We start from the raw sequence: 18,794 nt of genomic DNA, 5'->3' as shown, positions 1-18,794 counted from the left end.
CGCGTGATCAGACGGCGGTTACGCGTGATCAGACGGCGGTTACGCGTGATTGGACGGCGATCTCCGGAGATCGCCGTCTGATGACGGGTAAGACCTGCAGGATCACGCGACACTAGCGGCCGAAGACCGTTCCCGGGTCCTCGGCGATCAGCACCGAGATCTCCCGGATCTTGCGGTTCGTGTGCTGCGATGCGTCGGTGAGCCAGCGGAAGGCTTCTTCGGCGTTCAGTTCCAGACGTGCCATCACGATGCCCTTCGCGGTGGCGATGGCGTCCCTGGTCTCCAATGCGGCGACCAGGGTCTCCGCCTGTTTTTCGGCGGCGGCCCAGCGGGACGCGGTCAGGATGATCGCCGAGATCGCCGAAGTGAACATCGCGACCAGTGCCGCCTCGACCGGGTCGAAGGCGTTCTGCTCGAAGCTCCAGACGTTGAGCGCGCCCGTCAGCGGCTCGGCTTCACGCCGGTTGACATGCGATTCGTCGGGGACGAACAGCGGGCAGGCCAACGCGGTCCGCACGCCGAGCTGTTCGGCGGCGGCCGCGAAATCCGGCCAGCGTTCGGCCGCGGTCTCCAGCCGGGTCCGGACGATCGTCCCGCTTTCGGCTGCCTCCAGGCAGGGGCCCTCGTCCGCGCTGTACTGCGCCTTGTCCAGGGGGAGCAGGGACTCGTCGGTGGTGGCGACGGTGCTCGGTTCGTTGTCGGAGTACAGCGTGACCGTGGCCGCGTCCGCGCCCGGCAGCAGGCCGACCACCTTCTTCGCCGCCCGCTCCAGCAAATCGTCACGGGGCTCGTCGAGCCTCATCGACTCCGTGAGTTCCCGCAACGCCGACGCGGTGTCGCGAAACTGATCCATCGTGTCCCTTTCCCATGACCGGCCCGGCCACGCCGGCCTCCCCAAAACGTACTCGTTCCGGCTGTCCGGGCATTGGCCGATTCGGGGTAACCCTCGAACGGTGGACCGCCCGGTTCGGCGGTGAACAAGCCCTCACCGCGTGTGAGCCCATTTCCGGCCGAAGGACCTTTCGGTCCTGGTCCGGTCGTTGCTGAAGTGCGGAATCCGTGCTTCACTCCTTGCGTGCCGTACCGACGTACCCCGAAGACACAGGCCAGACTGGACTCCCAGCGCGGGGAGATCCTGGCCGCCGCCATCGCACTGCTGGCGGAAACCGGCTACGCGGGCTGCTCGATGGCCGCGGTCGCCGCGCAGGCGGGCGTCGGCACCGGGAGCTTGTACCGCCAGTTCCCGTCCAAGGCCGATCTGGTCGTCGAGGTCTTCCGCGAGGTGGTTTCCCGCGAGGTCAAGGCCGTCGAAGCCGCCGCTGCCCAAGGCGACGTCCGGGAGCGGGTAGTCGCGGTGATCGAGACCTTCGCGGGCCGGGCGTTGAAGGCGCCGAGGCTGGCGTACGCCCTCCTGGCCGAACCGGTCGACGCCGTGGTGGAGGCCGAGCGGCTGGTGTTCCGCCGCGCGTTCCGCGAGGTCATCGCCAGGAACATCGCCGACGGGGTCGCGAGGGGACTGCTGCCCCCGCAGGACGCGGAAGCGACCGCCGCCGCGCTGGTCGGCGCCGGCGCGGAAATGCTGGTCGGTCCCCTGGCCGGGGATGGCGGTCCGGACACGATTCCGCACCTGGTCACGTTCACCCTCCGCGCGCTGGGGGGCTCCGATGACGTTTGAGACGCTCTCCTACCGCGTCGCGGATCGGAAGGCCTACCTGACGTTGAACCGTCCCGAACGGCTCAACGCGATCAACGACGTCATGCCCGGCGAGATCCGGCAGGCCGTGGAACGGGCGAACGAGGACGACGCGGTCCGGGTGATCGTGGTGCGGGGCGAGGGCCGGTCGTTCTGCGCCGGGTACGACCTCAAGCAGTTCGCCGAGCAGGACTCCGAAGGCCACTGGAACCAGGGCCCGGTGTGGGATCCGGTCAAGGACTACCGGGTGATGAAGCGCAACACCGACGACTTCTTCACCCTTTGGCGGTCGCTGAAACCCACGATCTGCCAGGTACAGGGACACGCTGTCGCGGGTGGCAGCGACATCGCGCTGTCGTGCGACGTACTGCTCATGGCGACCGACGCGCGCATCGGCTATCCGCCCGCACGGGTGTGGGGCTGCCCGACGACCGCGATGTGGGTCTATCGCGTCGGGGCCCAGCGCGCGAAACGGATGCTGCTCACCGGCGACACCATCGACGGCACCACCGCGGCGGACTGGGGGCTCGCGCTCGACGCGGTGGAACCAGGGAAACTGGAAGCCGCCACCGAGGAACTGGCCGGCCGGATGGCCGGGGTGCCGACGAACCAGCTGGTGATGCAGAAGCTGATGATCAACCAGGCCTACGACAACATGGGCCTGTCCGGCACCCAGACGCTCGCGACGCTCTTCGACGGCATCACCCGGCACACCCCGGAAGGCCGCTGGTTCCGCGAGTTCGCCGAACGCGACGGTTTTCACGAGGCGGTGGCCTATCGCGACTCCGGACAGGTCATCCCGGACGGCGGCGGACCGCTGCCGGAGAGCACGGATCCAAGGAGGTCGTCATGACCGCGAACACCGAAAGCGAACGGGTCGCCGAGCGCCTGCAACGTTCTTCCGCGCGGCTTTCCTACGACCCGGACGTCGACGTCGATTGGCTGGCACCGTTGGTCGACGGCGCCTACGGCAAGGCACCGGAACGATGTTCCCTGTACGGCACCGCATTGTGGGAACGGCTCGACGAGGACCAGCGTGCCGAACTGAGCCGTCAGGAGGCCGCGGCCGCGGCGGCGTCGGGGATCTGGTTCGAGCTGATCCTGATGCAGGGCCTGGTGCGCCACGTCTACAACAGCGATCCGACGACGCACAACGCCCAGTACGCGCTCACCGAGATCGCCGACGAATGCCGTCACAGCACCATGTTCGCCCGCTCGATCGCGAAGACCGGCGGCGTCGTCCGTCGCCCCAGCCGCTCGGCGCACCGGGCGGGCAAGGTGTTCGGCGCCGTCTGCGGTCCGGCGCTGCTGTTCGCCGGAGCCATCTATGTCGAAGAACTCGCCGACGGCATGCAACGCGAGATGATGCGCGACCCCAGCCTGCAGCCGATGATCCGGATGATCTCGCGTATCCACGTTATCGAGGAAGCGCGCCACATCAGCTTCGCCAAGGACGAACTGGGCCGGGCGTGGGCCCGCCACGGTCGCGTCGGCCGCGAACTGATCCGCTGGGCGATCGCCGCCATGGCCTATGTGGCGACGTCGGAGTTGTTGCACCCCAAGGCATACACCTCCGTCGGCCTCGACCCCCGCGAAGCAGGCCAAGTCGCCGCCTCGAACCCGCACTGGCGCCGGACGAAGGCGTCGTGGGCGGCAAAGGCCGTCGAGTACTTCACCGAGATCGGTCTCATCGGCGGCCCGAGCCGCCGTCTGTGGCGCCGCGCCGGCGTCCTCGACTGAACGACGACGAAAGGAACCCATGTCCGCACGCACCGGCCAGGTCCTCGGCCTCACCATCGCCGCGACCGGTCTCGCCCACTTCGCCGCCCCGGCGGCGTTCGAACCCGTGACGAAGATGGCCTTCGCCGACGACGTCCGCAGCTGGACGTATCGCAACGGAGCCACCGAACTCGCCATTGGGCTCGCGATCGCGGCGGCCCCCACCCGGAAGGCAGGGGTCGCGGGGCTGGCCGTCTACGCGGGATGGCTGGCACGCCGGGTTCTTTCACGGCGCTGAGAGCTTCGAGGACTCGCGCGCCGACGAAGGCGGCGGTGAAGCTGCCGTGGGGCTCGGGACGCGGGCGCACGAGGCGCGCTCGGTCGTCTGAGACTGGGGTTTCACCCGTTCGCGACTGTGATGAATGGCGCCACCAGACGGCCTCGCCAGGGATACCGGGCTATCGTCGAGCTCAGCACTTCGTTGCCCTTCACCGCACGAGCCCGATCCCCGCTCGTAGCGTTGAGGGACCGCTCTGGACCCGGCGGCGCTCGTTGTGTCGCGACGGCGACCACGCACGAGCCGGCGAGCCGTCCGCAGCGAGAGGCTCCGATCATGGCCGACCTCCGGCGTGAGCCGTGTGGCCACGACGACGTCCGGCGAGCGGTGCCGCGCCTGGTGCGGGCAGCCGCGATGCTGGCTCCCGCGGTGGCCTTCCTCGTCCGTCGCGGGGTTTCCCGCCGTCGGTCTCGCGGGTCCAGCTCACGAAGAGCGTCGACGCCGCGGCGAACTGGCTCACCACCGGACCCCCCACCTCAGTGCCGCGCCGAGCACGGCGGCGACCGTCGGCGGGGTGCCGGCGCAGATGCTGATCTTCCAGCTCGCGTCAGCCACGTGCGCGCGAGGATGGCAGACGTCCACGCGAGCAGGCCCGCGGAATCCGGCCCGCCCGAAGCCGGCCTCGACCGGGAACCCGAACTACGTCAAGGAGATCCCCATGACCACGACGACCCGAGAACTCGATCAGGCCCAGGTGGAACTCATCGGCGAGGAACTGGATTCGCTGCGCCAACGGGTGGTGGCGGATCTCGGCGCGGAAGACGCCGACTACATCCGCCGCGTCGTCGCGGTGCAACGGCTCAGTGAGGTGTCAGGCCGGGTGCTCCTGTTCGCGGGCTGGTTCCCGCCGGCGTGGATCGCGGGCGTCGGCGCACTGTCGTTGTCGAAGATCTTGGACAACATGGAGATCGGCCACAACGTCCTGCACGGTCAGTACGACTGGATGAAGGACCCGACGCTGAATTCGCGGACCTTCGAATGGGACATGGTCTGCCCGGGCGAACAGTGGCGCCGCTCGCACAACTTCATGCACCACACCTACACCAACATCCTCGACAAGGATCGCGACGTCGGTTACGGCATCATCCGGATCACCGAAGACCAGAAGTGGAATCCGTACTACCTCGGCAATCCGCTCTACGCGGCCGCGCAGGCACTGTTCTTCGAGTACGGGATCATGCTGCACGACCTCGAAGCGGACAGGATCGTGCAAGGCCGCCGGTCATGGGCGGACGTCCGCCCGCTGCTCGGCCCGATGCTGCGCAAGGTGGGGCGGCAGGCGGGCAAGGACTACGTGCTGTTCCCCGCGCTGACCGGGCTGCTGTTCCCGGTGACCCTGGCGGCGAACGTCAGCGCGAACCTGATCCGCAATCTCTGGGCCTTCTCCATCATCTTCTGCGGCCACTTCCCCGACGGCGCCGAGGTGTTCACCGAAGAGGAGAGTGAGGCCGAGAGCAAGGGGCAGTGGTACCTGCGCCAGATGCTCGGCTCCGCGAACATCACCGGAAGCCCGCTGTTCCACCTGTTGTCAGGGAACCTCAGTCACCAGATCGAGCACCACCTGTTCCCGGACATCCCGTCCCGCCGCTATCCGCAGATCGCGGCCGAGGTGCGGGAGATCTGCGAGAAGCACGATCTGCCCTACAACACCGGTTCCCTGTCGAAACAACTCGGCTCGGTCATTCGCAAGATCTTCCGTCTCGCTTTGCCATGACCGAACGGCTTCTCGGTGATTCGACAGCCGGTTGATCATCGAGCAGGCGAAGGGCGTCCTTCCGCGCGCGGCCATGATCCGGGCAGGGAACACGCCTTCGCCGCCCTGCGCGGTTGAGCGCGACCGGCAGGTCCGGTGCGGAAGAACCGGCCACCAGGTGCGGGCCGGGAAGGCGATGGATCCGGCATTCGGGGGTCACGACCTCCTCCCCTTGGTCACCATAGACAGTCCTTAGTGGACTGTGTCTCGTTCCTTCTTACGAGGACGGCGGGACTGGAGCCCTCTGTACGCACGTTTTCGTGCGACACGGATTTCGACTGTACAATGGAAAACACCGAGAGTATTCCGCACGTCGGAGAACGACCGATGTCACCTTCGGTTCTTCATCGACGCCGGCCTGCGTGGCCGGAGACCGGAGCCGAACTTGTGCGCCGCCGATCGGCTGAAAATCAAGCCCCGCAACTCCGAGAGCGGTTTCGTCGACGGCGCCTGGTGACCCCGGTCCCGTGATTTGACGAGCGAGGTGCCCGAGCTCGCCACGGCGCTCAATGGCCGGATCGGCCCGGTGTGGCGGGTGGCGTTCCAGCCGACGGTCTGGGCGGTCACGGTCCGCGAGCTGATCTGTCAGGGCCGGTTGGTCAAACTGGAGGGAATCGACTCGCAGAGCGTCCATCTCGTGCATGTGACCGGCGGGAACATGGACCGGGTCACGCTCCTGGTCATCCCGCCGGAGGCGGGTCCGGTGGCCGCCGAGCGCGTGCTGCTCGCGGCCTCCGGGCAGAACAACGTGGCCGGCCCGGAGGCGCTCCTCGACGAGTTCGGCGCGCGGCCCGCCCCGGAAAACGCCCTCGCCCGTTGGGAGTCCGAAGGCGGACATGGCGACACTGCCGTGACAGGCGCGTGAGCTGCGGGCGCAGTGAATCGACCGTGGCCCACTGGGTTTCGGTGTCGCAAACACTGAGGAAGAAGATCCCCTGCCGCCACGCGTAAACCGCGTTCTTGACCGCGATCAGCGCGGTGTGCCGGTCGGTGGTGGGCACGGTCGTGCGGTGCACCGGCTGCGGCCCCGTGTGGCGTCAAGACACCACCCTCGCCGCCGAGCCCAGGGGAATGGTTTGAGATGGGCCAGGGCCAGAAGTGCTCCCAGGCATACCGCGATCTACCGAGGTAGTGAACGGGGGGCGTGCTTGAGAGCCTTGAGCGACCTGACCTTCGCTACGCAAGACTCAACCGTGTCTTGCGCCGTGTACTTGAACGGCGGTCTGATGCTGCTCACCAAGACTCGGCGCTCTCAGCCATTTCCGGTGCGGGCATAGCCATGGTTTGGTCCCGCTCGTGGTCCACCACGTCCACGTGTACGAGGACTTCTATCGCCAACCGAACTGTCATAGGTGCGCTCCGGGTTTGTCTGAGCTGAAGTGCTTCGCTCGAGCAGAAGGGGCTGCGGTGAGGACGGGCGCGCCGGTGGCGGCGAGGATGTCGTCGGGGGTGACGCCGGGTGCGGTTTCGGCGAGCTGGAGCCCGTCGTCGGTGACGTCGAGGACGCCGAGGTCGGTGATGATGCGGTTGATGCACCTGCGGCCGGTGAGCGGCAGGGTGCATTCCTCCACGATTTTGCGGCTGCCGTCGCGGGCGGTGTGTTCGGTGAGGGCGACGACGTGGCGTGCGCCGTGGACGAGGTCCATCGCGCCGCCCATGCCTTTGATCATTTTCCCGGGGATCATCCAGTTCGCGAGGTCACCCTTGGCGGAGATCTGCATGGCGCCGAGGATCGCGGTGTCGATGTGGCCGCCGCGGATCATGGCGAAGGATTGCGCGGAGTCGAAGAAGCTGGCTCCGGGGAGTGTGGTGACGGTTTCTTTTCCGGCGTTGATGAGGTCGGGGTCGACCTGTGAGTCACGGGGGTAGGGGCCGGTGCCGAGGATGCCGTTCTCGGAGTGCAGGACGACGTGGATTCCCGCTGGAATGTGGTCGGGAACGAGGGTGGGCAGGCCGATGCCGAGGTTGACGTAGCTGCCGTCGGCGAGTTCGGCGGCGGCGCGGGCGGCCATCTGGTCGCGTGTCCACGGCATCAGTCGGTGGTCCTTTCACTGGTGGTGCGGCGTTCGATGGGTTTGTCCGCGGCCTGCTCGGGCGTGAGTTCCACGACGCGCTGGACATGGATACCCGGTACATGGACCTGGGCGGGGTCGAGGGTGCCGGGTTCGACGAGTTCTTCGACTTCCGCGATGGTGATGCGCCCGGCGGCCGCGGCCAGCGGGTTGAAGTTGGCCGCCGACCGGCGGAAGACCAGGTTTCCGTGCCGATCCCCGCGATAGGCGTGTACCAAGGCGAAATCGCAGGTGATGGCTTGTTCGAGGACATGGTCGCGGCCATCGAACTCGCGGGTCTCGCGCGGCGGGGACGCGACCGCGACCGTGCCGTCCTCGGCGTAGCGCCAGGGCAGACCGCCGTCGGCGATCTGCGTGCCGACTCCGGCGGGGGTGAAGAACGCGGGGATACCGGCGCCTCCGGCGCGTAACCGCTCGGCGAGTGTGCCTTGGGGGATGAGTTCGACCTCGAGTTCGCCCGCCAGGTATTGGCGGGCGAACTCCTTGTTCTCGCCGACATAGGACGCGACGACCCGCGCGACTCGGCCGGATTCCAACAGGACTCCGAGTCCTCGTCCGTCCGTGCCGCAGTTGTTCGACACGAGGCTCAGCCTGGACGCTTCGGTTCCGTGCACGGCGTGGATGAGGGTCTGGGGTATGCCGCAGAGTCCGAAGCCGCCGACGGCCAGGGACGCTCCGTCGTGGATATCTGCCACCGCCTCGGCGGCAGTGGCGACGAGTTTGTTCATGGAGAAACCGCTCCTGGTGGGGTCATGGTGTTCCCGGCCGGGGGGCCGGGCCGGTGGATGCCGCTACGCGCAGGTGCTGTCTTTGACGTAGTAGTTCGTGCCGGTCTGACGCAGTTTCGTTGCTGTGTAAAGGTTGTTGAGGCCGAGGTTCTGGTCGGAACCGTTGGCCAAGGCGTAGCCATAGCTGTTGTGCGCCCGGCCGGCGACCACGTGGCTGTAGTTGGATCCGGAGAAGCACTGACCGGACGGAGTGCTGGTGGGCGGTGCCGTCGTGCTGGTCGGCGTCGCCGTGCCGGTCGGCGGGTTCTCGTGGGCGACGATGAACGCGCGCATCGCGGCGAACGCGGTAGCGTCTTTGACGATGGTGAAGTGCGTCGGCGCCATCGGCCCGGAGAGCAGGTAGTTGTCGTCGGCGCCCGCGAGTTTGGCGGTGTCGTAAGGTGCCGCGTTGGTGTCTTTGACCGACCGGACGGTCAGGTACGCGACCTGCGGGTGGCCCGGCACTTCGGTGCCGGAGTTCAGCTCACGCAGGAACGGGGAATTCGCCGAGCCGAACTGCTGACAGGACACATAGAACTGACAGCCGTTGTTCGTGGTGCCGTGCTGCGGGCCCGCGTAGCCGATGTACTGCGAAACCTTGTCGGCGCCACCGAGGTTCTTGATGTAGTAGCGGGCCGCCAGCGTGGACGCGGACCAAGTCGCGAGCACGACCTTGGACGCGCCGGTCTGCGAGCGCACCTGATCGACCTTGGTGCCGAGTTCCTGGGCGGCCTTGGCGAGGTCCTGGGTCATGCTGCTGCTGTCGGTCCAGGTGAACAGCCGGTTCGCCGCCCAGCCGTTGGACTGCAGGTTCGACTTCATCGCGTCCATATTGGACGGCGTGCCGGTCATGCCGGGCACCAGGATCACCGGGTCGTGTGTCGCGGCGGTCGTCTCGGCGTTGGCCGAGTACGACGTCAACGCGACTACCGTCGTGACCACCGCGACCAGCGCGGCGGACGTGGCAGCCAACAGTCGCGTCCGTCGGTTCGGGCGGTTTCGCGAGGTGAAAGACGGCTGGGTATTCGCAGGCATCGTTGCCTCCTTGAGCTACGGTACTCACGCGAAATCGCTTGAAGCGTTTCGTGCTCTCGGTGCCTGAAGGGCCGTTTGATCCGAGGTGGCAACACTGTAGGTACAAGGCACCCCGGTAGCGATATGTGCAGAGGACACACTCTTGCGTGGGTACGCATGTGTTACCCGCTGCCACGCCTTGGACCTCGTACCCAGGGAGTGACACGTGAACATCGACGAGGGCCCGGAAGTGTGTTTCCCGCCCATATGTTCGGTGGTCCGGCACCCATATCGTGTGGCTCACTCGCAAGTCTTACTCACGGTCGAGGCATTCGCGGACAGGTTACCGGCCCACCGGGCGACGTCTTCTCGGTGACGCCCCCTCGTAGTCAGGCTTCCTCGTGTCTCGTGGCCGACCAGGTTCAAACCTCCTCGTGAAGGAAGTCGTTCAGTGACCCGTTTCGGCATCATCGGCGGCGGCCTCATGGGCCATGGCATCGCCGTCGCCCTGGCCCAAGCCGGCCACCAGGTCGGTGTCTTCGACATCGACCCCGCCGTCCTGAAAAGTCTCGACGACCGTGTCGGCCAGGCGTTGTCGCGCATCGGCGTTCCGCCCGGCCAGATTCGCACGGTTCAGGAGCGCATCGCCCCCGTTGCCTCGCTGCCCGAGCTGGCGCGGCAGTCGGAGATCGTCGTGGAGGCGGTATCGGAACGCTTGGCGGTCAAGCACGACGTACTGGCGGCCATCGAGTCCGACATCGCGCCGGACACTCCGATCTGGACGAACACGTCGGTGCTGTCGATCAGCAAGGTGGCCCACGCGATGGCCCACCCGCAGCGCCTGGTCGGCGTGCACTGGTGGAACCCGCCTTATCTGATTCCCCTGGTAGAGATCGCGCCAGGTGAGGACTCCGACGCGAATGTCGTCGAACACGCCTATGACCTGATCGCGTCGCTGGGCAAGACCACGGTCCGGCTGCACCGGGACGTACCGGGGTTCATCGGGAACCGCCTGCAGTTCGCGCTGGTGAGAGAGGCCCTCTACCTGCTCGACGAGGGTGTGTGCGAGCCGGAGACGATCGACACCGTCGTCCGCGCCAGCCTCGGGCTGCGCTGGGCCGCCGTGGGGCCGATGGAGAACGCCGACTACATCGGACTGGACCTTACCCGCGCGATCCTGGCCAACCTGGCGCACGACCTGTCCACCCAGACGAACTCGTTCCCCACCCTCGACCAGCTCCTGGAGCAGGCCCGCACGGGCCGCCCCACGGGGAGCGGGCTGCTCACCTGGCCGGACGGACGCGGGGACGAAGTGGCCGCGCGCCTGGAAGCCGGGATCCGCCGAGGCCTTTCCGCGAACTGACTCGCCACCCCGGTCATCGAAGGTCACACTGTGCACAAGCGTGGTCGAACGCGCGGCGGGACGTGCCGTTGCCCATCAGGAGGATCGATGCGGACGAAAGGTGAATCCCTGCTTCAGCTACTGCAGCAGGACGCGGACATCAGTGCCTTCGACACCGCCGTGACGCGGGCACGGGCGGCGAACCTGGCTCCCGACGAGCTGGCCGAAGTCGAGCGTGAACGCGCGATCGCGCTGCGATTGCGCGAGACCCTCATCCGGCACCGCCGCAACGAAGCCGAACTGCAACTGCTCAACGACACGGCCAACGACCTGGCTTCCATCCGCGACCTCGACTCGATCCTGCAGGCCATCGCCGACCGGGCCCGGCGTCTGCTGGAATGCGACCTGGCCTACATCAGCCTCAGCGACAACGACCGCGGTGACTGCTTCATCAAGGCGGCGTCGGGCAACATCTCCGGCCTGCTCGTCGGCCTGCGGCTCGCTCCAGGCTGCGGGCTCGGCGGCATGGTCGCCCGGACTGGTGAGCCCTACAGCGTCGAGTCCTACCTGCTCGACACCACGCTCACGCACACCGGGCCGGTCGACAGGACTGTCACGGCCGAGGGTATCGACTCGCTCCTCGGTGTCCCGGTGAAGCTCAAGCAAGAGGTGATCGGGGTCCTGCTGGCAGCCCACCGTGCGGTACGGACTTTCAGCAGCCGTGACATCAACGCGCTCAGCATGCTCGCCAACCACGCCGCTGTGGCAATTCAGAACTCCCGGCTGCTGACCGCCGCCCAATCCGCGGTCGAAGACCTGCGCATCGCGAACTCGACCATCGGTTCCCACGTCGATGACCTGGAACGCACCGCCGAGGTGCACGAACGCCTCACCAAACTGGTCATCCAAGGCAAGGGCGTCGACGAAGTCGTTCAAGCGACCGCCGCCGCGGTGCCCGGTGAGGTCGTGGTCGTGGACGAACACGGCGTCGCGATCGCCACCTCGGGCGACGACGGGGACGCGCCCCTGGTGGAGCTGGCCGAGATAGGGGTCGAGGCCCGTCGATCCGGTCATACCCTCGTGCGGGAGCATCTTTGCGTCGTGCCGATGATCACCGAATCCGAGCCATTGGGCACCATCGTCCACATCGGCCCGTCGACGATCAGCGACACCGACCGGCGCATCCTGGAGCGTGCCGCCCTGGTCGCCGCGCTGGTCTTGGTCACCCGGCGGCGGATGGCCGAAGCCGAAGCGCGGGTGCGCGGCGAACTGCTCGGCGAACTCCTCACCCAGCAGGCCCAGGACTACGACCTGCTGCGGCGGCGTGCGGCGATCCTCGGCGTCGACCTCGACGTGTGCCAGGTCATGGTCGTCGCTCACCTGGAAGGCCCCGCGCGCGAGCGGATCTATCCCGCCATCGCCGCGCTGGCACGCCGCTTCCGCGGCCTGGCCACCCACCATCACGACGCGGTCGTGCTGCTGGCACCCGGCGACGAACCACGCGCGGTCGCTCGCGCCGCGTCCCGCGAGCTCGCCCGCGCCTCTCGTCACCGTGTCACCGCCGGCGTGGCCAGGGTGCCGCACCCCACCTCGATCATCGCCGCCCATGACGAAGCCACCCGATGCATGCGCGCCCTGCTGGCCCTCGGCCGTCACGGTGACACAGCCGAAGCAGGCGACCTCGGCTTCGTCGGCACCTTGTTCAACGGCCACCCCGATCTGAGCGGCTTCATCAACGCCACCATCGGACCGATCCTGGACTACGACCGGGTCAACCGGACCGAACTCCTGCACACTCTCGAAGTCTTCTGCGCCACCAACCACAACGCCCGCACCACCGCGCAGACACTGCATTTGCACCACAACACGGTGTCCCAGCGCCTCGGCCGCATCAGTCACCTCATCGGCGACACCTGGCGTCACGCCGATCAGCTCCTGGAGATCCAAGTCGCGTTGCGCCTGCTCAAGGTCACTACCTCGCATCCACGCGCCGAATCGGCGGACGAGGCGTGATGCAGAGCCATGTCGCGACATGGCTCTACATCGAATATGGGACTAAAGGCCAGTCGCGTGGGGAAGTCGGTCAGAAACACACCGCGAGTGTCACATCCGAACAGTCGCCAACAGAATCCAGTGTGCCCCGCGCACATCGCGATGAGTGGTCGTCGCTGCCTAGCCTGATGGCCGAACCGGGATACGAACGATGGAGGTCATCATGAAGGTCTTCCGAACGGCCGCGGTGGTGACCCCGTTGCTCGCCACGCTCGTCATGCCGCTCGCGGCACACGCTCAGCAGTCAGCGTCCGGGCTCTGCGCCGACCTCGACGGCGTCCAGATTCCCGCCGCCGCGATCAGCCTGCCCACCTCCGGCGGTCAGGTCACCGCGACCCGGCTGGTCGCCGCCACCGCGACGATCGGGGAGTACTGCTCGGTCGATGCCGCGATCCGGCCCGTGGACCCGAACGCCCCCCGGATCAAGATGCAACTGGCCTTGCCGACCCAGTGGAATCACAGCTCGCTGATGTTCGGTGGAGGCGGCTACGACGGCACCATCCCCAACATCGCGGGCAACGTCCCGTTCGGACCCGCCGATCAACCCGTACCCCTCGCCCGTGGCTACGCCGTCTTCGCCAGCGACTCCGGGCACCAGGCCACGCCCGGATTCCCGCCGAGCACCACCCTCGACGGCTCGTTCGGTCTCAACGACGAAGCGGTGCGGAACTTCGCGGGCGACGCGCTGAAGAAGACCAGGGACACGGCCGTCCACCTCATCTCCCGGCGTTATCCCGGTGCACACCCGGCCCACAGCTTCTTCGCCGGAGGCTCCACCGGCGGACGGGAAGCGCTCGCCGTGGCGCAGCGCTGGCCCACCGCGTTCGACGGGGTGATCGCGGTCTATCCCGCGTGGAACGCCGCCAGTCTCGACCTGTTCTTCGGCTACGAGACGCGGGTCTTGTCCCAGCCAGGTGCCTTTCTCAACCCCGCCGAGCAAGCCGTGCTCTACCGCGGCGTCATCGACGCCTGCGACCGCCGTGACGGCCTCACCGACGGCGTCGTGTCCAATCCGGACGGCTGCCATTACCACCCCTGGGCCTTGCGCTGCCCCGGTGGGAAGGACACCGCGGACACCTGCCTGTCCGACACCCAGATCAACGCCGTCGTGCGGCTCTCCTCGCCGTTGTACTGGAACTACCGCCTCGGCAGCGGCGAGCGAGGCTACCCCGGCTTCCCGTTCCTGTCCGGAGCCAAAATGAGCACGCCTCTGCTCGGCATGGGAACTCAGGCACCTGCCCACCCGATGCCGACGACAGCCGGGTACGGACCGCAGTTCTGGGACCAGTGGACGCGGTACTTCGTCACCCGCGACCCGTCCTTCAACTCCCTCACCCTCGACCCGCGAGCCCCCGGTGAATGGAAGCAGCGGATCAGCGACCTGTCGCAACTGCAGGACGTCAACAATCCCGATCTGCGTCCTTTCGCACGGGCGGGCGGCAAGCTGCTGATGCTGCACGGCGCCGCCGACGAATTGGTCAGCTCTCGCTCCACCGCCGAGTACTTCGGACGCGTCCAGCGGACCGTCGGACGTCAGGCCACCGATCGGTTCGCCAGGTTCTATGTCGTGCCCGGCGCCAACCACGTCAACGTCGGCGCGGCCTTCGCCGCAGGCTGGGACTCGCTCGGCGCGCTGGAAACCTGGACCGGGCAAGGGAAAGCGCCCGTCCACCCGGTCGTCACCGACGTCAACCCCACGGCAGGACAACGCACCCGCCCCCTGTGCCAGTACCCGACGTGGCCACGCTACACCGGCGGAGATCCGGACAACGCCCACAGCTTCACCTGCCAGAGATAACAACTCTTCAGCCGCAGCAGCGAATAGCACCCTTCCCCACCCCTCCGGTCGAAGGCCGGGAGGGCTACCAGTGGAGTCTCAATGACGAGAACGCACGAATCCACCACGCCTCGGACCAGCATGGGCCGGGTCGTCGCCGCCAGCCTGGTCGGCACCGCCGTCGAGTGGTACGACTTCTTCCTCTACGGCTCGGCCGCGGCGCTGGTGTTCAACAAGCTCTTCTTCCCCAACAGCGACCCGCTCGTCGGGGTGATGCTCGCGTTCCTGACCTACGCGCTCGGTTTCGTCGCCCGCCCCATCGGCGGCCTGGTCTTCGGCCACTTCGGTGACCGCCTCGGCCGCAAGAAGCTCCTCATGGTCAGCCTCATGCTCATGGGCGTGTCCACCGCCGCCATCGGCCTGCTCCCCACCTACGGATCGATCGGCATCTGGGCGGCGGTGCTGCTGACCAGCCTGCGGCTGGTGCAAGGTTTCGCCGTCGGCGGCGAATGGGGCGGCGCCGTGCTGCTGGTCAGCGAACACGGCTCCGCCGAGCGTCGCGGATTCTGGGCGAGCTGGCCACAGGCGGGCGTCCCGATCGGCAACCTGCTGGCCACCGCCGTCCTGGCGATCCTCGCCGGAACGATGGACGAAGCGGCCTTCCTCAGCTGGGGCTGGCGCATCCCCTTCCTGCTTTCCGCCGCGCTCGTCGTCCTCGGCTTCTGGATCCGCACGGCGGTCGAAGACGCCCCGTCGTTCATCAAGGCGAAAGCGCTGGCAGACGCCGGTGAAACTCCGCGCCGGGCACCCGCCCTGGAAGCACTACGCCGCCACCCCAAGGAAATCGCGATCTGCATGGCCGCACGGGTCGGGGAGAACGTCTCCTACTACGTCATCACCGCGTTCGTGCTCACCTACGTCACGACCCACCTCAAACTCTCCAGCGGCGTCGTCCTCACCGCTCTGCTGGTCGCCAACGCCGTCCACCTGGTGGCGATCCCACTGTTCGGCGCACTGTCCGATCGGGTCGGCCGGCGGCCGGTGTACCTGGCGGGCGCCATCGGGACCGCCGCATGGGCGCCGGTGTTCTTCCACCTTCTCGACACCCGCCAACCCGCACTCATCATCCTGGCGGTGACCGGTGGCCTGTTCATGCACGCCGCCATGTACGGCCCGCAGGCGGCGTTCTTCGCCGAGCAATTCGACATCAGCGTCCGCTACAGCGCCACCTCCATCGGCTACCAGGTCACCTCGATCTTCGCCGGTTCTCTCGCCCCGATCATCGCCGTCGCGCTGCTGCGGAACTACGGCAACGGCACGCCGATCGCCATCTACATCGCCATCGCCGCCGCCATCTCGGTCCTCGGCATCCTGGCAGCCAAAGAAACCCGACGCCGCAACATTTCGGAACTTCCGACCCACTGAATCACGGCTTGCTTCACCGCCACGGCTTGAGAAAGCAGACACTCATGACGGACGCGGTCATCGTTGACGCCCTGCGAACGCCGATCGGCAAAGGGAAACCCAACGGCGCACTTGTGGCTGCGGCCGGCCATGGCGAGTCGATGGCGAATCGCTCGCACGAGGGGTAGCGGGCGCTGGCACCAGGACGCGGCAGCGGTGACGCCGTGGTGTGGCCCGGCCATGAAGAAGTACATCGACACCTTGTCCTGGGCGCCGGGCCCGTTCTTCAGAGAGGACCGGGCGCCCAGCGCCGCTCCGGAGCCGCGAATGACGGTTCGACATGAGGAACTGGTGAGGATTCCGCTGCCTGATCGACAGTGCCGAGGCGAACCACGGGAGTCGGAATTCCATGAATAGGCGTGGGTAATCCGAATTGGATATGAATGCGCGCAGAAGGCTCTCGTGTGCAAGTCGGAATACCGGTCTGATTCACGTTGTCGGCGTTGCGTGACGATGTTCAGGGGTGTGCAGTTCGTGCAGTCGCAGCGCGAGTTGGATTTCCAGTTTTCGGTCCGGGGCTTGCCAGTCCGGGCCGAGGAGTTTGCCGATCCGGTCCAGGCGCTGGCCGACGGTGTTGGCGTGGACGTGGATGGTGTCCTTCGTGCGGGGGATGCTGCAGCCGCTCGCGAAGTAGGCCTTGAGGGTGCGGACCAGTTCGGTTCCGCGGTTGCGGTCATAGTCGAAGATCGGGCCCAGTGTCTCGTGGATGAAGCCGGTGTGATCGGCGTGGTCGGCGAGTACGAGGCCGATGAAACCCAGTTCTGCCATCGAGGCTCCCGTGCCTTCGCGGCCCAGCCGGAGCAGCGCGCGCAGGCAGCGGGTTGCTTCGTGGTAGGCGGCGGCGAGATCGGGGGGACCGGAGGCCGGGCCGCCCGCCGCGACGGTGATCGGCAGGCCCGCGTGGGAGCCGAGCGCGGAGGCGATGCGGGCGGCCAGGGCCCCGGGCGTATCGGTGGAGGCCAGGAGTACGACCTGCTCGGCGTGGATGCCGCTGAGGGCCGCGAAGGGGGCGGCTGCCGCGGCCAGGCGTCGCCGGGACACCTCGCCGGCGTGGACGATGAAGACCGCGTGCCGGGCGGTCAGGTCCACGCCGAGGCGATGGCCGCGCTCGATGAGGGCGGAGGGGTTGCGCTCAGGTGCGGTGAGCAGGTCGGTGAGTAGTTCACCGCGGACTTCGTCCTCGGCCTTGGCTGCCGAGCGGCGCAGCATCTGCAGCAGTGCGGTCACCACGGCGGCGCGCTCGAAGAGACGTCGATCGGCGGCGGAGAGGCTGGTGTCGGTGCGCAGCACGATGCTGCCGAGCAGTTCAGGTCCTGCTTGCACAGCACAGACCCAACCCCCTGAGGTGACTGTGGCGCGGCCGGAGTTGTGGGACGCGGTGACAGCCTGGGGGTCCGGCGGGGCCGTGGGCAGTCCGGCGTGGGCGAGTTGCCCGCCGTCGTTGGTGTACACGCCGATGCCGCCGTGCAGTACGTCGGCGACCGCGGCGGCGACGGCGGAGGTGTTCTCGCCGCGCAGCACCAGGTCCATCAGCCGGTCGTGGGCTTCCTCGGCTCGCTCCATCGTTTGGCTGTGGGTGCTGAGTTCTGCCAGTAGCCGCGCGTTGTCCAACGCGATGGCGGCGTGGTCGGCGAGAGAGGACAGCAGGGCTATTTCGTCGGGTGTGAATTCCCGGGGGGTGCGGTCCGCGGCGTACAGCACGCCGGTGACGGTTTCGCCTACCGTCAGCGGTACCGCGAGCAAGGCGGTCAGGCCTTCGTCGCGGACCGCGTCGTCCACTGGCTCGGAGTGCAGGAAGTGCTTGTCGGAGCGGTAGTCGGGGGTGGTGTACGGGCGCGCGGTCTGTGCGACCAGGCCACCGATTCCCACCCCTAGTTTCATTCTGACCTGTGGGAACAGCTTCGACACCGAGCCGTCTGCGATCTGCATCCGGGTGACGCCCGCGGCGGCGTCGGTGAGGGTGAGGTAGGACAGGTCGACACCGAGCAGCCTGCGGGCGCGGTGCACGATGGACTGCAGTACCTCGCCCGGATCACGCAGTCGCGCCAGATCGCCCGCGGTGTCGAACAACGCCGCCAGCTCGGTCTCTCGTCGCCGGTGCCCGCGCAGCGTCGCGCTGATGCGCAGTGCGGCCTTGAAGGCCGCGGCTGCTGAGGGCTCCTCGACCGTCACCCGCGCCAATTCATCGCTGTCCGCGCCGCCGGCGAGCAACTCGAGAAGTCGAGTGGGGACGTCGTTGTCCATGGACCTGTCTCCTCACTGCACAGCGTTGTGCAGGGCCTTGCTCGATGGGTTCTCGACTTCGTTTCTCGGCGCAGAGAGCGTCTTTTGGCTTCGCTGGGGGAGGTAGCGGGGTTGAGCAACGGGCAGGCGACGCGAAAGGTGGTCGAGTCCTGTGCCGCCCGAGGTGCGGTGCTCAGCCAGCATGCCCGAAATAGGGGTTTCCTTTGATTCGACCGTGGGAGGCTCTGGACGAAACCGCACTTCCTCCCGGCCGCTGACCGCCGCTGAAACGCGGCAATGAGCGCGTAGGCGCGTCGGCTGCACCTGGAGCGTGGTGGAAACCACGGCGTCCCGATCCTCTTTCCATACGTCGCCTCCTGCTCGCAATGTTGCTGTCAACAGTGTGACCTCATATGCGTGGCCGACAATGTTCGGTTCTCACATACCAGGAGGCGTCGGGATGTTTCCTCGAAACATTGGTCCTGGGCTGCCTTGAATTTCTTGTTCGCGGCAGGTGAAAACCGTCATCGCTGACCTGGACCGGACTTGGTCGGCTTTGGCGGAGCGAATGGCATATGAGC

The 18,794-nt window shown here is 67.3% G+C and carries 14 protein-coding genes and 1 pseudogene; 10 read left to right on the top strand and 5 right to left on the bottom strand.

Annotation, left to right across the window (positions count from 1 at the left end):
- Nucleotides 1-112: 112 nt before the first annotated feature.
- Nucleotides 113-853: a GAF and ANTAR domain-containing protein gene (locus ACM6LU_RS19825; protein ID WP_414939205.1), complete on the bottom strand. Its 741-nt coding sequence runs from the start codon at nucleotides 851-853 to the stop codon at nucleotides 113-115.
- Between the two features lie 222 nt (nucleotides 854-1,075).
- Here ACM6LU_RS19825 and ACM6LU_RS19820 point away from each other — a divergent pair, with 222 nt between their 5' ends.
- The 6 genes and pseudogenes from ACM6LU_RS19820 to ACM6LU_RS19795 all read left to right on the top strand — a co-directional run.
- Nucleotides 1,076-1,675, top strand: a complete 600-nt coding sequence (locus ACM6LU_RS19820; protein ID WP_414939204.1) for a TetR/AcrR family transcriptional regulator — start codon at nucleotides 1,076-1,078, stop codon at nucleotides 1,673-1,675.
- Entirely contained in the window at nucleotides 1,665-2,546 is an 882-nt protein-coding gene (locus tag ACM6LU_RS19815) for a crotonase/enoyl-CoA hydratase family protein (RefSeq protein WP_414939203.1), read from the top strand. The genes ACM6LU_RS19820 and ACM6LU_RS19815 overlap by 11 nt, the downstream gene beginning before the upstream one ends.
- Entirely contained in the window at nucleotides 2,543-3,433 is an 891-nt protein-coding gene (locus tag ACM6LU_RS19810; RefSeq protein ID WP_414939202.1) for an AurF N-oxygenase family protein, read from the top strand. The genes ACM6LU_RS19815 and ACM6LU_RS19810 overlap by 4 nt, the downstream gene beginning before the upstream one ends.
- A gap of 19 nt (nucleotides 3,434-3,452) precedes the next feature.
- Entirely contained in the window at nucleotides 3,453-3,710 is a 258-nt protein-coding gene (locus ACM6LU_RS19805) for a hypothetical protein (protein ID WP_414939201.1), read from the top strand.
- Between the two features lie 697 nt (nucleotides 3,711-4,407).
- Nucleotides 4,408-5,463 (top strand): fatty acid desaturase family protein, encoded by a 1,056-nt coding sequence (locus ACM6LU_RS19800; RefSeq protein WP_414939200.1) that lies wholly within the window; start codon nucleotides 4,408-4,410, stop codon nucleotides 5,461-5,463.
- Nucleotides 5,464-5,971: 508 nt separating this feature from the next.
- A pseudogene (locus ACM6LU_RS19795) lies at nucleotides 5,972-6,367 on the top strand (DUF5994 family protein); the annotation flags it as partial.
- 481 nt (nucleotides 6,368-6,848) lie between these two features.
- Here the strand turns inward: ACM6LU_RS19795 and ACM6LU_RS19790 are convergent.
- The 3 genes from ACM6LU_RS19790 to ACM6LU_RS19780 form a co-directional block, all read right to left on the bottom strand.
- Entirely contained in the window at nucleotides 6,849-7,535 is a 687-nt protein-coding gene (locus ACM6LU_RS19790; RefSeq protein WP_414939199.1) for a 3-oxoacid CoA-transferase subunit B, read from the bottom strand.
- A complete protein-coding gene (locus tag ACM6LU_RS19785; protein ID WP_414939198.1) occupies nucleotides 7,535-8,302 on the bottom strand; it encodes a CoA transferase subunit A in 768 nt (255 codons plus the stop codon). Before ACM6LU_RS19785 ends, ACM6LU_RS19790 begins: the two co-directional genes overlap by 1 nt.
- 63 nt (nucleotides 8,303-8,365) lie before the next feature.
- Nucleotides 8,366-9,313 carry an esterase/lipase family protein gene (locus ACM6LU_RS19780; RefSeq protein ID WP_414939197.1) on the bottom strand — a complete coding sequence of 316 codons (948 nt, stop codon included), beginning with the start codon at nucleotides 9,311-9,313 and terminating at the stop codon, nucleotides 8,366-8,368.
- Nucleotides 9,314-9,806: 493 nt separating this feature from the next.
- Here ACM6LU_RS19780 and ACM6LU_RS19775 point away from each other — a divergent pair, with 493 nt between their 5' ends.
- From ACM6LU_RS19775 to ACM6LU_RS19760, 4 genes are all read left to right on the top strand, one after another.
- Nucleotides 9,807-10,718 (top strand): 3-hydroxyacyl-CoA dehydrogenase family protein, encoded by a 912-nt coding sequence (locus ACM6LU_RS19775; protein ID WP_414939196.1) that lies wholly within the window; start codon nucleotides 9,807-9,809, stop codon nucleotides 10,716-10,718.
- Between the two features lie 87 nt (nucleotides 10,719-10,805).
- Complete coding sequence (locus ACM6LU_RS19770; protein WP_414939195.1) at nucleotides 10,806-12,710, top strand: helix-turn-helix domain-containing protein; 1,905 nt, start codon at nucleotides 10,806-10,808, stop codon at nucleotides 12,708-12,710.
- 202 nt (nucleotides 12,711-12,912) lie between these two features.
- On the top strand, nucleotides 12,913-14,547 hold the full coding sequence (locus ACM6LU_RS19765; protein ID WP_414939194.1) for a tannase/feruloyl esterase family alpha/beta hydrolase: 1,635 nt from the start codon (nucleotides 12,913-12,915) through the stop codon (nucleotides 14,545-14,547).
- Nucleotides 14,548-14,628: 81 nt separating this feature from the next.
- On the top strand, nucleotides 14,629-15,951 hold the full coding sequence (locus ACM6LU_RS19760) for an MFS transporter (RefSeq protein ID WP_414939193.1): 1,323 nt from the start codon (nucleotides 14,629-14,631) through the stop codon (nucleotides 15,949-15,951).
- 468 nt (nucleotides 15,952-16,419) lie between these two features.
- On the opposite strand, the gene ACM6LU_RS19755 is transcribed toward ACM6LU_RS19760, so the two are convergent.
- Complete coding sequence (locus tag ACM6LU_RS19755) at nucleotides 16,420-18,234, bottom strand: helix-turn-helix domain-containing protein (protein WP_414939192.1); 1,815 nt, start codon at nucleotides 18,232-18,234, stop codon at nucleotides 16,420-16,422.
- Between the last annotated feature and the right edge of the window lie 560 nt (nucleotides 18,235-18,794).

The organism is Amycolatopsis sp. cmx-11-51, assembly GCF_047608665.1.
Lineage (GTDB): Bacteria > Actinomycetota > Actinomycetes > Mycobacteriales > Pseudonocardiaceae > Amycolatopsis.
This window is presented reverse-complemented; position numbering and strand designations above follow the sequence as displayed.

What these genes read in the sequence shown, in the direction of transcription:
- ACM6LU_RS19810 (WP_414939202.1), top strand. Translation starts at nt 2,543, where the DNA reads ATGACCGCGAACACCGAAAGCGAACGGGTCGCCGAGCGCCTGCAACGT.
- ACM6LU_RS19790 (WP_414939199.1), bottom strand. Translation starts at nt 7,535, where the DNA reads ATGCCGTGGACACGCGACCAGATGGCCGCCCGCGCCGCCGCCGAACTC.
- ACM6LU_RS19785 (WP_414939198.1), bottom strand. Translation starts at nt 8,302, where the DNA reads ATGAACAAACTCGTCGCCACTGCCGCCGAGGCGGTGGCAGATATCCAC.
- ACM6LU_RS19800 (WP_414939200.1), top strand. Translation starts at nt 4,408, where the DNA reads ATGACCACGACGACCCGAGAACTCGATCAGGCCCAGGTGGAACTCATC.
- ACM6LU_RS19825 (WP_414939205.1), bottom strand. Translation starts at nt 853, where the DNA reads ATGGATCAGTTTCGCGACACCGCGTCGGCGTTGCGGGAACTCACGGAG.
- ACM6LU_RS19765 (WP_414939194.1), top strand. Translation starts at nt 12,913, where the DNA reads ATGAAGGTCTTCCGAACGGCCGCGGTGGTGACCCCGTTGCTCGCCACG.
- ACM6LU_RS19755 (WP_414939192.1), bottom strand. Translation starts at nt 18,234, where the DNA reads ATGGACAACGACGTCCCCACTCGACTTCTCGAGTTGCTCGCCGGCGGC.
- ACM6LU_RS19770 (WP_414939195.1), top strand. Translation starts at nt 10,806, where the DNA reads ATGCGGACGAAAGGTGAATCCCTGCTTCAGCTACTGCAGCAGGACGCG.
- ACM6LU_RS19760 (WP_414939193.1), top strand. Translation starts at nt 14,629, where the DNA reads ATGACGAGAACGCACGAATCCACCACGCCTCGGACCAGCATGGGCCGG.
- ACM6LU_RS19805 (WP_414939201.1), top strand. Translation starts at nt 3,453, where the DNA reads ATGTCCGCACGCACCGGCCAGGTCCTCGGCCTCACCATCGCCGCGACC.
- ACM6LU_RS19815 (WP_414939203.1), top strand. Translation starts at nt 1,665, where the DNA reads ATGACGTTTGAGACGCTCTCCTACCGCGTCGCGGATCGGAAGGCCTAC.